Genomic DNA, 15,059 nt, shown 5'->3' on the forward strand with positions numbered 1-15,059 from the left:
TTATTAATGAAAGAGCAACTTTTAGAACGAACAAGATTATTCGCACACACAGCTGTAGACGTTGCTCTTTCATTACCGAATACTTACCTTGGAAATCACATAAAAGGACAATTAGTTAGAGCTTCAACATCTGTTGGTAGTAATTACCGAGCTGCTTGTTTAGGACAATCTAAACGTTCTTTTGTAGCTAAATTAAGTATTGTTATTGAAGAAGCTGACGAATGTATTTTTTGGATTCAGTATGCAATTGATAGAAATCTACTTACTGATATAGATTCAAAAAAAGCATTAAAAGAAGCTAAAGAATTGACTTCTATTTTTGTCGCTTCAAGAAAAACAATTTCCACTCAAATAAACAATAATAAATAATCAATAGAAACCCATCAATGTCTTACGGAATTTGTAATTTAAGTATTGTTCCTCTTCGATTAGAACCTTCTGATGCTTCGGAAATGGTTAGTCAGGTTCTTTTTGGTGAACACTTTGAAGTTATAGAAAAGTCAAAAAAATGGAGTAAAATTCGTTTAGATTTTGATAGCTACGAAGGATATATCGACAACAAACAATACGAAGAAATTTCAGAAGAAACACATACACTTCTATCAAAAGAAAAAAAGCAGTATGCTGGTGAGTTAATTGATTTTATTACGGATAACAATAGTAATCTAACAACAATTCCTATGGGAGCTCGTCTTCCATTATTCAAGGAAAATAAAATTAACATTAACAACATTTCGTTTTTTTACGATGGTAAAGTTTGTGGTAATAAATTAGAAAAACCTACTATTGTAGAAACCGCTTTTTTATTTTTAAATGTTCCTTATTTATGGGGAGGAAAATCCCCTTTTGGAATCGATTGTTCTGGGTTTACACAAACCGTATATAAATTATGTGGATATAACCTTCTTAGAGACGCTAAACAACAAGCCACTCAAGGTGAAGTATTAAGCTTTATAGAAGAGAGTGAACCAGGGGATTTAGCGTTTTTTGATAACGAAGAAGGGATTATTACTCACGTTGGAATTATCATGAACGATTATAACATTATTCACGCCCACGGAAAAGTTCGTATTGATAAATTAGATCATAGTGGTATTTACAATGTTGACACCCATCAACACACGCATAAACTAAGAGTTATTAAACGTTTAGTTGACTAAACATTTTTCAACTTTTTATCATAATAAAAAAGCGGAACTAAATTTAGTTCCGCTTTTTTTATGTCTTACAACAATTATTTATTGCATAGATTTGTATAACTCTCTGTATTCAGAAGCTTTATCACTCATTTCTAAAACTTCATATAAATTCATTAAAGTTTTAACTGTATCAATACTTCTGTTTAAGCTATCTGCCTTTTCTAAAAACGGAATTGCTTCTTTGTAAACTTCTTTTTGTTTAGCTGCTAACTCGTCATACTTTTTAAAGTTAGATAAGTTCTTGTTCATTTCCTCAACAATCGCTTTCTCTTGGTCTAAAATTACTACAGCTAAGTTCATATAAGCATCTGCATGATCTGGCTTTAACTCAATTGTTTTTTCGTAGTACTTCTTAGCATCTTCCATTCTACCCTGATTGAAGTTTACTACTCCTAAGTTATAGTATAAAGTTGGATTTTCAGGATCTAAAGCTACTGCTTCGCTCATCAATTCACCAAACTTATCCATTTTACCCATCTCAACATATAATTGAGCTTCGTTTAAAATTAAGTTAAGATCTTTAGGGTTAGATGTACGAGCATCTTTAAAAGCTGCAATTGCCTCTTCTGTTTTTCCTTGCTCTTTTAAAATTAAAGCTACGTTTTTAACTATGGTTGCTGTTTTTGACTCTGAAGATCTTACATCTGGCTTAAGGTAACCACCTGATTTTACCATTAAATCTCTTCTTGCCTTGTCATTACCAAAGCTTTCTACTTTTCCTGAAGCTTTATCTGTAGCAACGAATTCTTTTTCAATTCCTGTGTACCCTATTTTTTGTAACTCTCTGTAGTACTCAATAGCTTTATCATAATCTTTAGCTTGTGTAGCTGAAACTGCTGCATTGTAAGCAAAAGAAGTATCTGCAGGACTTAAAAGATAGGTTAAGTAAAAGTTCTCAGCTGCATTTTTGTAATCTTTCTTATTGTTATAGAAATCAACAGCTTTATTTGATACTTCTTGAATCATTTGATTTAAGATAGGACGAGCTTCATCTCCGTACTTGCTTTCATTCATTGCAAATAAAGCGTTTAAAGACTCTGCTGCTCCTTTGTAATCTTTTTGTGCTGCTAATGCTTTACCTTTTAAAAAGTAAAACTTAGACTTGTACTTGTCTTCACCATTCATCATTAAAGACCCTTCAATAGTTTTAAGAGTGCTTAATGCCGTAGTAAAATCTTGTTTTTTAATTGCTTTTTCAGCTTCTTTTAATTCTGATTTTTGAGCCACTGCCCCTAACGACATCAATCCTAAAGAAAGGGCTATAAATTGATTTTTCATTTTTTTGTTATGATTTATTTATTGTTGTTCTTGACTTTCGTTTGATTCATTTTCAATTTCTATGCCATTTTCTTCTTCGTCTTTTTCATGCATTACTTTTGCAACTGCAGCAATATCGTCATTATCTTTAATGTTAATCAACTTAACCCCTTGAGTTGCACGTCCCATAACACGTAAATCTTCTACTGCCATACGGATGGTTAACCCAGATTTGTTAATAATCATTAAATCGTTAGAATCATCTACATTCTTGATTGCTACTAAATTACCAGTTTTATCTGAGATATTCAATGTTTTTACACCTTTACCTCCACGGTTGGTAATACGATAATCTTCTAATTTAGAACGTTTTCCATATCCTTTTTCAGAAACTACTAAGATATCACTTTCAGCATCATCTACAGCAACCATACCGATTACCTCATCTTTTTCATGCGCTAAGGTAATACCACGAACTCCAGATGCTGTTCTACCCATCGGACGCGTTTTCTCTTCTTCAAAACGAATCGCTTTTCCTGATTGTAACGCTAACATTACTTGGCTATCTCCGGTAGTTAACTTCGCTTCTAATAACTCATCTCCTTCCTTAATAGTAATAGCGTTGATACCATTAGCTCTTGGACGAGAATATTGCTCTAAAGGAGTTTTCTTAACCTGACCTTGTTTTGTAGCCATGATTACGTAGTGACTGTTGATGTAGTCTTCATCTTTTAAATCACCTGTTACTAAGTATGCTTTTACTTTATCGTCTTGCTCAATGTTGATTAAATTCTGAATTGCTCTACCTTTGGTACTCTTACCTCCTTCTGGCACTTCGTACACACGCATCCAGAATACTTTTCCTTTTTGAGTGAAGAACAACATATACTGGTGATTTGTACCCACAAATAAGTGCTCTAAGAAATCTTCGTTACGAGTAGTTGCACCTTTTTGCCCACGTCCACCTCTATTTTGAACTTTATACTCATCTAAGTTTGTACGTTTCACATAACCTGCATGTGAAATAGTAACCACTACCTTAGAGTTAGGAATCATATCTTCGATACGCATATCACCTCCAGCGTATTCAATTACTGAACGACGATCATCACCATATTTTTCTTTAATATGAAGTAATTCATCTTTAATAATTTGGTAACGTCTCGGTTCATTATCAAGAATATCTTTTAAATCTGCAATAGTCTTAATGATCTCATCATACTCAGAACGTAATTTATCTTGCTCTAGTCCTGTTAACTGACGTAAACGCATTTCAACAATGGCACGGGCTTGAATTTCTGTCAACTCAAAACGCTCCATTAACTTTTCACGTGCTTCATCTGCATTTGACGAACCACGGATAATTGCAATAACTTCGTCAATATTATCCGAAGCAATAATCAACCCTTCTAAAATATGCGCACGAGCCTCCGCTTTCTTTAATTCAAACTCTGTTCTACGAACAATTACTTCGTGTCTGTGTTCTACAAAGTAATGAATTAACTGCTTTAAATTTAACTGCTCAGGACGACCTTTTACTAGGGCAATATTGTTTACACTAAACGAAGTTTGTAACTGTGTATATTTAAATAACTTATTTAAAACAATGTTAGGAATTGCATCACGCTTTAACACGTACACTACACGCATACCTTTACGGTCAGATTCATCACGAATACTCGCAATTCCTTCTAATTTCTTTTCGTTTACCAAGTCAGCAGTTTTCTTAATCATCTCTGCTTTATTTACTTGGTAAGGAATTTCTGTTACTACGATACACTCACGACCTTTTACCTCTTCAATCGTAGCTTTTGCACGCATTACAATACGACCACGTCCTGTATGGAAGGCTTCTCTTACACCGTCATATCCGTAGATAATTCCTCCTGTAGGAAAATCTGGAGCTTTGATGTGTTGCATTAACTCATCAATTTCGATATCACGATTGTCTATATAAGCAACGGTACCGTTAATAACTTCTGTTAAGTTGTGTGGCGCCATATTGGTTGCCATACCTACTGCAATACCTGAAGCTCCGTTCACTAATAAATTAGGAATACGTGTTGGTAAAACCGTTGGTTCTTGTAAAGTATCATCGAAGTTTAACTTGTGATCTACTGTGTCTTTTTCAATATCAGATAACATTTCTTCTGATATTTTTTGCATACGCACCTCTGTATAACGCATTGCTGCTGGACTATCACCATCAACCGAACCAAAGTTCCCTTGTCCATCAACCATCATGTAACGCACACTCCAGTCTTGTGCCATACGCACCATAGAGTCGTACACCGAAGTATCTCCATGTGGGTGATACTTACCTAACACCTCTCCTACAACTCTTGCAGATTTCTTATATGCTCCTGTAGCTTTTATTCCTAATTCATGCATTCCAAACAACACTCTTCTGTGTACTGGTTTTAAACCATCTCTTACATCTGGTAATGCCCTAGATACTATCACCGACATTGAGTAATCGATGTATGCCGACTTCATTTGCTCTTCAATGTTGATAGGGATCAACTTTTCGCCATCTGCCATATATTTTCTTTTAAAATATTAGTATTTATTTTCGTTAAAAAAGTGAATTTTACACTCGATAAAACTCACTTTTAAAATGCAATTTTATTTGTCGCATTTTCTAAAACATTGCAAGATACTACAACCCTCAGTTTTACACAAAAAATATCCCTATTCTTTTAAGATACTTATTAACAATTTCACGAGGTTTTAAACATTAAAAACGCTTATTTTACTCGTCATAATGTCAGTTAAAAACTATTGGCACCTTTTTTGTAATTTTTAAGAAAAAAACTTACTAACTTTACAAAGACAGAAAATAAATTTATGGACGATAATTTTTCACCACAAGTAAGAGATGTAATCACTTTCAGTAAAGAAGAGGCCTTACGACTAGGTCATGACTTTATCGGAACAGAGCATCTATTGTTAGGTTTGATAAGGAAAGGTGACGGGAAAGCCATCGAAATATTAACTACTTTCGATGTAGACTTAGATTTAGTTCGCAATAAATTAGAGAAGTTAAACCCTACAACCCCATCTATAGCAAACTCACAAAGAAAGAGTTTACACCTTACAAGACAAGCAGAGAAAGCTATAAAAACAACGTTTTTAGAAGCTAAATTATATCAAAGCAATGCTATTGACACTGCTCATTTATTGTTATGTATTTTACGTAACGAAAATGACCCTACAACAAAACTACTTCAAAAGTATGATGTAGATTACGAGCAAGCAAAAAGCTTATACAAAGAGTTACATGTTGATGACGACACGTACATCTCTCCTATAAGTGAAACGCCTTCTGAAGATGATTTTGCTGATGACAAAACAAATCCTTATGGGCAACAACCTCAAAAAGGCAAGCAAGTAAAGAAATCTAAAACACCTGTTTTAGACAATTTCGGGCGTGATTTAACAGCTTTAGCCATTGCAGGTAAGCTAGACCCTGTAGTAGGTCGTTTAAAAGAAATAGAACGCGTTTCTCAAATTTTAAGTAGACGAAAAAAGAACAACCCAATGCTAATTGGTGAACCAGGAGTTGGTAAATCTGCCATTGCAGAAGGATTAGCGTTGCGTATTGTTGACAGAAAAGTATCTCGAATTTTATTCGACAAGCGTATCGTTTCTTTAGATTTAGCTAGCTTAGTTGCAGGAACGAAGTACCGTGGTCAGTTCGAAGAGCGTATGAAGGCGTTGATGAATGAGCTTGAAAAGAACGATGATATTATTCTTTTTATTGATGAAATCCACACCATTGTTGGTGCTGGTGGAGCTACAGGTTCATTAGATGCATCTAACATGTTAAAGCCCGCTTTAGCTAGAGGAGAAATTCAATGTATTGGTGCCACTACTCTAGATGAATACAGAACCAATATTGAAAAAGACGGAGCTTTAGAACGTCGTTTTCAAAAGGTAATTGTTGATCCTACTACAGTAGAAGAAACCATTCAAATTTTACACAACATCAAAGGAAAATATGAATCACATCATCATGTTACCTTTACTGATGAAGCTATTGAAGCTTGTGTGAAATTAACGAACCGTTATATGACCGATCGTTTTTTACCAGACAAGGCAATTGATGCGTTGGATGAAGCTGGATCGAGAATTCATATCACCAACATTGTAGTACCTCAGCAAATTTTAGAACTAGAATCTAAACTTGAAGAAATTCGTGATCGTAAAACCAAAGCGGTAAGCGGACAAAAATATGAGGAAGCTGCTAAGCTTCGTGATGATGAAAAAAATATTGAAACTGCTTTAGAGTCAGCACAACATCAATGGGAAGAAGATTCTAAAATGCACCGTGAAACGGTTACTGAAGATAATGTTGCAGAAGTAGTATCGATGATGACAGGTATTCCTGTAAATCGTGTTGCCGAAGCTGAAAGTAGTCGATTGGCAGAGTTACCTCAATTAATTAAAGGTAAGGTAATTGGTCAAGAAGAAGCGGTTACTAAGGTGATAAAAGCAATTCAAAGAAACCGTGTAGGATTAAAAGACCCGAACAAACCAATTGGTTCGTTTATTTTCTTAGGTTCTACGGGTGTTGGTAAAACGCAATTAGCAAAAGTATTAGCTCGTGAGTTATTTGACTCTGAAGATTCTCTTATTAGAATTGACATGAGTGAATACATGGAAAAATTTGCGATTTCTCGTTTAATTGGTGCGCCTCCAGGATATGTTGGTTACGAAGAAGGTGGACAATTAACCGAAAAAGTGCGTCGTAAGCCATACTCAGTAATCTTATTAGATGAGATTGAAAAAGCACATCCAGATGTATTTAACATGTTATTACAAGTGTTAGACGACGGACATATCACGGATAGTTTAGGTCGTAAAATCGATTTTAGAAACACGGTGATTATCATGACTTCTAACATCGGTGTTCGTAAGTTGAAAGACTTTGGTGGTGGTGTTGGTTTTGGTACTACCTCTAAAAAAGAACAAGAGGATGCCAATGCACGCAGCGTGATTGAAAACGCTTTAAAAAAGTCGTTTGCACCTGAATTCTTAAACCGTATTGATGATGTTATCATCTTCAACTCATTAGAGCGTGAAGACATTCATAAGATTATTGATATTGAATTAGATAAGTTATTAAAACGTATTGACGATTTAGGCTACAAGCTTACCTTAAGTGAAAAAGCTAAAGACTATATTGCCGATAAAGGTTTTGACAAACAATATGGAGCGCGTCCTTTAAAAAGAGCCATTCAAAAATATATTGAAGATGCTTTAGCTGAAGAGATTGTAAACTCCAAACTAAACGAAGGCGATACCATCTTCATGGATTTAGATGAGAAAGATCAAAAACTACTCATCAAAATAGAAAAAGGTGAAAAACCTAAAGAGTCTAGAACAGAAATAGACGAAGACAATTAAAAAATAAAAATCCCGAGCACTAAAGTACTTGGGATTTTTTTATTCCCTTGATTTTCCCTCATTCATAAAATAGTTTGATTAATCCCTAATAATTGAGCTTAACTTAATCCAAAGATTAATTATTAACCACAATAACCAAACTATGAACTCTACTACTGAAAATCAAATTACACCCTCAAGAATTATGGAAGTAGGTATGGGATTTTGGGCTTCCAAAACGTTACTTACTGCTGTTAAAATGGGGTTGTTTACACATTTAGCCAATGGTGAACTATCAGGAAAAGAAATTCAAGAGAAACTCAATCTTCATGACAGATCTCTTTTCGATTTTCTTGACACCTTGGTTGCCTTGGGTTTTTTAAATCGTTCTGGGTTAAAAGAAAATGCAACCTATAGTAACTCTGAAGACTCTAACTTATTTTTAGACAAAAACAAACCCAGTTACATCGGTGGTATTTTAGAAATGTCTAACAACCGATTGTATCCTTTTTGGAACAATTTAGAAGAAGCTTTACTAACCGGAAAACCACAAAATGAAACAAAAAATGGTGGTAAACCGCTCTTTGAAGCGATTTATGCCGATGAAAACAGGCTCCGAGAATTTATACATGGAATGTCTGGTGTTCAGATAGGAAATTTTATGAAGTTAGCTCGCGATATAGATTTTTCTAAATACAACACCAGAATGATGCATTTAACAGGACCTGCAAGCGCCATTATTGCCGTTAAATAATTTTAAAACTAAAAAATCTCATACTAGAACAAACCAAAACAGCATAAAAACACTGAGAATAAAAAACCTAAGTAACCGCTTAGTTTTTTTTTAGTATATTGAACTCTCAAAATTGAAAAAAGAATAAATTGCTAAAAATTCCGCATATACTTCTAGATAAGCCGTATAATAGTAATTTTATTACGTATATAAACTAGTTACCTAAAATAGCTCGGAATCGAAAGCGGAACGGAGAAATGATAAATCCGAGTGTTTGAAAATTTAACTGACTTAAAAAGAGAACAGCGGAATTGAAAAGCACAACGCGGAATGAAATAGCGCTACGCTGAAAAAAATGAATAAAACTATATCGTGCAAAAAAATAAAAAGCGAATTTAAAAATTAAGCGGAATTAAGGTCGAATCAAAAATTTGAAGTAAACGAAAAAAAGATTTTGAGATTTCCATATCCGAAACAAATTAAAAGGTAACTGAATAAAAAACACTAAGCGGAATAAAATCAGAGCGGAAAAAAAATCTGGACGGCAAAGCAGAACCTTCCAAGCAGAGCGTGTCGCTACTTTAGGTAACAACGGCTATAATTCATTGCGGCGGAATTTTCTACCGAAAATTCCACGCTTTGTTCTATCTTTGAGCTACAACGGAATAAATCCTGCGTATTTTTCCGCAACGAAATCATAGCCAAAACCGTTGCCCACAATTAAAAAAAACTCGAATGGTAATAAAGATTTTAGAAATATTGAGTATTATAATCTTACTTTTTGTAGTACTTGGTGTTCACGAATTAGGTCATTTAATTGCCGGTTTATTTCAAGGTTTTAGGTTTGAACTTTTTGTGGTAGTGACCTTTAGGAATTAAAAGGGAGGATAATAAAATTAAATTGTTCCTAAATAAAAATATAGCACATTACGGAGGTATTGCCTCGACATTACCAAAAGAAGATAACCCTGAAAATAGTAAAAAACTTGCAATAATATGCCTTGCAGGACCAATTGCATCCGTTATTCTTGCTATAATTTTAGGAATAATATATTACGCATTTGAATTTCAATCCTCACATATTATTTTAATTGGTGCACTTGCGTCAATAGGAATATTTTTGGCAACAACGATACCAAATAAATCAGGAACATTTTTTACTGATAGAAAGCGTTATCAAAGATTAACTTCTAATGGTAAAGAACGAGATGTAGAATTAGCAGTTTTACGGATTATAGGTAATTATGGAAAAGACAATTCTTATATCAACGTTAATCCAAACGATATTGAAACAATGATTTCAGATGAACATTATAAATATTTTGGACTTTTTACTAAATTGACATATCAATATGAGACCAATGGACGTTTTGAATTAGAAACTGAAAATGAATTTGAAAAAGCATCGAAGATAATGCCAAAATCTTTAGTAAAGGCAACGAAAATGCAATTGGACAAAATAACGAAATAACTGTGGGCAACAACGTGTCCTATGAAAAGCACTAGTCTAGTTTTTCAAAGTTACTATATTTATTTTTAATTCTTACATAATAATAATTTTAGGGTGTTGAATTGTTGATAATTCCGAAGGATTATCAATACTTCAATACCTTATAACTTGCTCCGCATCCTATATGTGATCAACTCTATTGGTCGTCACCAGCATCTGTATGATTATAAGTTATAATAAGTCCAGCCACTTGCTATAAAAATGTGATCTTCGGGTTAATTTTGAAGTCACCCACGTTGTTTTGTGATATGGACTCTAAATACTTCTTTTCTGAGCTTTGTTATTGATTTATATACTATTCTATAACTCCTATCTCATAAGGAGTCTCTGTTTTGATAACGGCCAAAGTTCTACTAAGTAACTTACGAGCTATCTTTATGATTATCTTCTTAGTATCCTTACCATAATGCTTTCGGTAATAATGCTGCATCACTGGGTCTGTTCGAATCGCCTGCCATGAGGCTTCTATAAAATATGATCGCATTAATCGATGTGCTCGTGGCGTTATACCTATCGTTTTATAATTATCACCACTCTGATAAATACCTGGAGCTAACCCTACATAACCTGCCAAGTGTTTTATGCTATTAAACCTGCGTAAATCTCCTAATTCACTAATAATTCCACAAGCTACAATTCCACCAATACCCGGTATGCTTCTAAGCAAATAATAATCTTTCTTAAAATGCTTACGACAATAAGCTCTTAACTGATTACTAACTAAACGTAAATCTTCATCTACAAATCGAAAATAACGCATCCTACTCTCTAAGCTTGCTTTTGCTATTGCATATTCAAATATTATATCATCTAACCACCCCCGAAAACCATGACTCCAATGGTCATTATCGTACTGTTCTGGAACTTTTATTCCAAAGTAGAGCAACTGCATTTTTATGTAACTCTTGATACGTCTAAAATCCTTTACCAAATCATTACGCCTACGAAATAAACTACGCAAAGCTTCACGATGCTCATCGGGCACATAAATACTACTTAATCGACCATCTTTCAATTCTCTACTAATCAACTGTGCATCTATACGATCGGTCTTTGTAAAACGCTCTTTCCCCTTACGATGGATATCGGCAGGATTAACTACTAAAGAGCGCCAGCCATAACTCTCAAAACAACGATGGGCATAATAGCCACAACATCCTGCCTCATAAGCTGTACTTACATCATATCCCGAAAAATGTCTATCAACATAAGCTTTCAATTGCAAAGGGTCTGGTGGCATACTAAAACTTTTGCCAGAAAATAGATCTGTTGAACAATGAACTTTCCAGCTGCGCTTGTGTATGTCAATTCCTATATATAATTTAGTGTCGGCAGTAATTTGAGTATTCATATCTTTATGTTTTTGTGAACTTTAAAGATACTCGTCTTACTGCTTTTTCATGGATGCTATAATTCATTGCTTCGGAATTTCATAACTGAAATTCCTCGCACTTTTGCTATCTTTGGTTCTATAGCGGAAAATCCTCGCGGATTTTCACGCAACAAACCATAGCCAAACCGTTGTGCAACATATGAAAATGAAATTTACGATTAACATATTATTCCTTTTCATCTTTACATTTTCGTTTTCACAGAATGAAATTACGTATGAAAAAACTCTTTCAGATATTAAAAGGTCTTCAAAGATTTTATGCACGAATTTGATAATTCCTAATAAGGACTTTTCAATCGGAATCTACACAGAGGAATGGGAAGTTGAAGATTTGACAATGGAACAGTGTGGAGATATAAAAACTGATTCAATAAAAAACACGAAAATTATTGAACTTCTGACTTCAAAAAAGCTGTTGAAAAAGCTATATCTGAATATGGAAAATAACGAATATGAAAGTATAAATTCATCTGACAAGTTTGAATGGAATAAAGCAAACCTGATTGTCGAACTGAATTTCACTCATAACTGGAATGGTGTCAATCAAGTTTATATTCCGATAAATGACAAAAAACAAGCGAAAGAATTAATTAAATCAATCTGTAATATATTTGACTCTGACTTTTGCTTTAAAAAACTAAAAAGGAATTTATGAAAATACGTTGCACAACAAAGAACTGAGGTAAAAAACAAGTAAATTTTATACTTTTTTAAACCAAAGTACTTTTATAATTTGCATCATAAGGCAAACCACTTTTTATTATTGCAAAAGCTTGTTTTAGTAGCTTATTACACACCGCTATTAAAGCAAGTTTTTTACTCTTACCCCTAGCTACAATTCGGTCATAAAGTTCTCTACATGCTTTGTTGTATTTACAAGCATTAAAACTACACATAAACAATAAATTTCTAAGCTTTGGATTACCCATTTTACTTATTCGAGGTCTTCCTTTTATACTACTGCCTGACTCTCTAATAACAGGAGTTATACCTGCGTAACTGCACAGCTCCTTTGCCGAAGTAAAGCGCTTAAATCCATCGGTAAAAACTAATAACATTAATGCTGTTTTACCTCCTATTCCTGGAATAGACTTTAATAAAGTCACTTCTTCTTGATAGCTCTTTTTTACATTCTCTAGCAACAAATCTTCTAATTTAACCATCTCTTTTTGTATATTTTTTAGTTGCCTTTTTAAGGAACTAACTACCAATTTCGATGGAGTTCCTAATACTGATTCGCCATGAAGCTTATTCTTTAATTGAGTAGATTGTTTCGTGTAAACACTCAACAAACGTACTATTTGTAAACATTCTTGTTGATCCTTGCTTTCTCCTTTCCATATAGAAGGAGCTTGACTTACGCCATAATTATATAACTGCTTTGCATCACTCTTATCCGTCTTTACTTTTGATAAACTCATTTGAATAAAACGTTTTATCTTCAACGGATTTTCTACTGATACCAAAACTCCTTTTTCTGTTAAAAAATAAGCTAATCGTACATGATAATACCCTGTGGCTTCCATTATACAATGAGTTAAATCACTTGTGATTAACAACAGCTCTTTAAAGCCTGATGCATCATTTTTAAACTGATACCAATTACCTTGATAATCATACACATCTAAAACATCTTTACTTACATCGATTCCTAAAAATTGTTTATTTTTACTCATAAGAAAAAAGGATTGGAAAGAAAAATAACTACTATCAATTCAACAACTTGAAATCGAGATCTTGGTCTCACAGAACTGAACGAATTTAAAGTAGTAAAGCGTAGGGATTATCAATGTTGACGAAATCTAGGTTTCAACGTATATCATAACCTTACTCTACGCTTTTTTCTTTCTGGTTTTTATTACTAAAGTTAAACAATTGCTAACTTAAGACGTATATAAAAAATAGCGGTTTAATCGCTTAATCGAAAGAAAATGAATAAATTTAAGGTCAGCACAAATACATAAAGTTAGTGACTAAAATCCGCTACTTTTCATATACAAAACCGTTAAAAACAAAAAACTCCAACTGGAAATTACAGCTGGAGTTTTTTTTATATGATTTTATTATTCCTTAAAACAACTCTTCTACTTCAATAGTTAAGTTATTAATAAAGCTTTCTGCATTTTTAATATCGTTATGCAATACTCTATCGTCATTTACCACAGGTACATCTTCTCTAAACATCTCTACAAAAGAAGCTAAAAACTCAGAAGTATTATGCTCTCTAAAAGATAATCCTTGTGAAGCATTCATCAACTCAATAGCCAATACCGAGCATACATTGTCAATTACTTTTTTAGCTTTTACAGCTGCATTTGCCCCCATACTCACATGATCTTCTTGTCCGTTACTCGACACAATAGAATCAATACTCGATGGTGTACAGAACTGCTTATTGGCACTTACAATACTTGCTGCTGTATACTGAGGAATCATAAATCCACTATTCAATCCTGGGTTAGAAACCAAGAACGCTGGCAATCCGCGTAAACCAGAAATTAACTGATAGGTTCTTCTTTCAGAAATATTTCCTAATTCAGCAATCGCAATTGCTAAATAATCTAAGGCTAACGCTAACGGTTGTCCGTGGAAATTTCCTCCAGAAACCACGATATCTTCATCCACAAACACATTTGGATTATCCGTTACCGAATTAATTTCTGTTACAAATGTTTTCTTTACAAACTCTAAAGTATCTTTCGTTGCTCCGTGAACTTGTGGCATACATCTAAACGAATACGGATCTTGTACGTGTTCTTTAGGTTGCGCGATCAACTCACTTCCTGCTAATAATTCAGAAATACGTTTTGCTGTAGCTAACTGTCCGTTGTGCGGACGCACTAAATGAATCAACTCATTAAAAGGCTCTATTCTTCCATCAAAAGCTTCTAACGAAGCAGCTCCAATAACATCTGATAAGTACGATAATTTATACGCTTTTAATAAATTATGCACTCCGTAAGCACTCATAAACTGAGTTCCGTTTAACAAGGCTAATCCTTCTTTAGATTGTAGGTTGATTTTCTCCCATCCAAACTTTACTAACAACGCTTCTCCTGAAATTCGCTCTCCATCAACATATACTTCTCCTAAACCAATTAACGGTAACGATAAGTGTGCTAACGGAGCTAAATCTCCTGATGCTCCTAATGATCCTTGCGCATAAATTACTGGAAGAATATCGTTGTTGTAAAAATCTATCAAACGATCAACTGTTGCTAATTGCACACCTGAATGTCCGTAGCTTAACGATTGAATTTTTAACAACAACATTAATTTTACAATCTCTTGTGGCACTTCATCACCTGTTCCGCAAGCATGACTCATTACTAAGTTTTCTTGTAATTGTTGTAAATTCTCTCCGCTAATCTTCACATTACATAACGAACCAAATCCTGTATTAATTCCATAAATAGGATCGCTATGTGTTTTCATTTTCTCATCAAGATACGTACGACACTTTTGTATCTTTTGTCTTGATTCTTCTGATAATGAAAGTTTTATATTTAGTAATACAATACTATGAATATCTTCTAAACCTATTGGTTGTGAACTTATTATATGTGTAGTATCCATTTT

At 33.8% G+C, this 15,059-nt stretch carries 11 protein-coding genes; 6 read left to right on the plus strand and 5 right to left on the minus strand.

The window, feature by feature from the left end; all coding sequences use genetic code 11:
- Positions 1 to 6 precede the first annotated feature (6 nt).
- Together AC3VI6_RS01755 and AC3VI6_RS01760 are read left to right on the plus strand one after the other, a co-directional pair.
- A complete protein-coding gene (locus tag AC3VI6_RS01755) occupies positions 7 to 369 on the plus strand; it encodes a four helix bundle protein (protein ID WP_497704947.1) in 363 nt (120 codons plus the stop codon).
- A gap of 17 nt (positions 370 to 386) precedes the next feature.
- Complete coding sequence (locus AC3VI6_RS01760; protein WP_497704948.1) at positions 387 to 1,160, plus strand: C40 family peptidase; 774 nt, start codon at positions 387 to 389, stop codon at positions 1,158 to 1,160.
- Positions 1,161 to 1,238: 78 nt separating this feature from the next.
- Here AC3VI6_RS01760 and AC3VI6_RS01765 read toward each other — a convergent pair whose 3' ends face one another.
- Together AC3VI6_RS01765 and gyrA are read right to left on the minus strand one after the other, a co-directional pair.
- The gene (locus AC3VI6_RS01765) at positions 1,239 to 2,477 is read right to left on the minus strand and encodes a tetratricopeptide repeat protein (protein ID WP_298997533.1); all 1,239 of its coding nucleotides are present in this window, start codon (positions 2,475 to 2,477) and stop codon (positions 1,239 to 1,241) included.
- Positions 2,478 to 2,495: 18 nt separating this feature from the next.
- Positions 2,496 to 4,997: a DNA gyrase subunit A gene (gene gyrA, locus AC3VI6_RS01770; protein ID WP_497704949.1), complete on the minus strand. Its 2,502-nt coding sequence runs from the start codon at positions 4,995 to 4,997 to the stop codon at positions 2,496 to 2,498.
- Between the two features lie 306 nt (positions 4,998 to 5,303).
- Here gyrA and AC3VI6_RS01775 point away from each other — a divergent pair, with 306 nt between their 5' ends.
- The 3 genes from AC3VI6_RS01775 to AC3VI6_RS01785 all read left to right on the plus strand — a co-directional run bounded on the left by AC3VI6_RS01775 (position 5,304) and on the right by AC3VI6_RS01785 (position 10,048).
- Positions 5,304 to 7,865 carry an ATP-dependent Clp protease ATP-binding subunit gene (locus tag AC3VI6_RS01775; protein ID WP_497704950.1) on the plus strand — a complete coding sequence of 854 codons (2,562 nt, stop codon included), beginning with the start codon at positions 5,304 to 5,306 and terminating at the stop codon, positions 7,863 to 7,865.
- Between the two features lie 142 nt (positions 7,866 to 8,007).
- Positions 8,008 to 8,598 (plus strand): methyltransferase family protein, encoded by a 591-nt coding sequence (locus tag AC3VI6_RS01780; RefSeq protein WP_497704951.1) that lies wholly within the window; start codon positions 8,008 to 8,010, stop codon positions 8,596 to 8,598.
- 880 nt (positions 8,599 to 9,478) lie between these two features.
- A complete protein-coding gene (locus AC3VI6_RS01785; protein ID WP_497704952.1) occupies positions 9,479 to 10,048 on the plus strand; it encodes a hypothetical protein in 570 nt (189 codons plus the stop codon).
- Positions 10,049 to 10,382: 334 nt separating this feature from the next.
- On the opposite strand, the gene AC3VI6_RS01790 is transcribed toward AC3VI6_RS01785, so the two are convergent.
- Positions 10,383 to 11,438: an IS110 family RNA-guided transposase gene (locus AC3VI6_RS01790; protein ID WP_497704953.1), complete on the minus strand. Its 1,056-nt coding sequence runs from the start codon at positions 11,436 to 11,438 to the stop codon at positions 10,383 to 10,385.
- 187 nt (positions 11,439 to 11,625) lie between these two features.
- Between AC3VI6_RS01790 and AC3VI6_RS01795 the strand changes: the two genes are divergently transcribed.
- Entirely contained in the window at positions 11,626 to 12,135 is a 510-nt protein-coding gene (locus tag AC3VI6_RS01795) for a hypothetical protein (RefSeq protein ID WP_520436365.1), read from the plus strand.
- Positions 12,136 to 12,190: 55 nt separating this feature from the next.
- Here AC3VI6_RS01795 and AC3VI6_RS01800 read toward each other — a convergent pair whose 3' ends face one another.
- Positions 12,191 to 13,156: an IS110 family RNA-guided transposase gene (locus tag AC3VI6_RS01800; RefSeq protein WP_497704955.1), complete on the minus strand. Its 966-nt coding sequence runs from the start codon at positions 13,154 to 13,156 to the stop codon at positions 12,191 to 12,193.
- Between the two features lie 394 nt (positions 13,157 to 13,550).
- Positions 13,551 to 15,056 (minus strand): histidine ammonia-lyase, encoded by a 1,506-nt coding sequence (gene hutH / locus AC3VI6_RS01805; RefSeq protein WP_497704956.1) that lies wholly within the window; start codon positions 15,054 to 15,056, stop codon positions 13,551 to 13,553.
- Positions 15,057 to 15,059 lie beyond the last annotated feature (3 nt).

It is taken from the genome of Tenacibaculum sp. TB-56 (assembly GCF_059716275.2).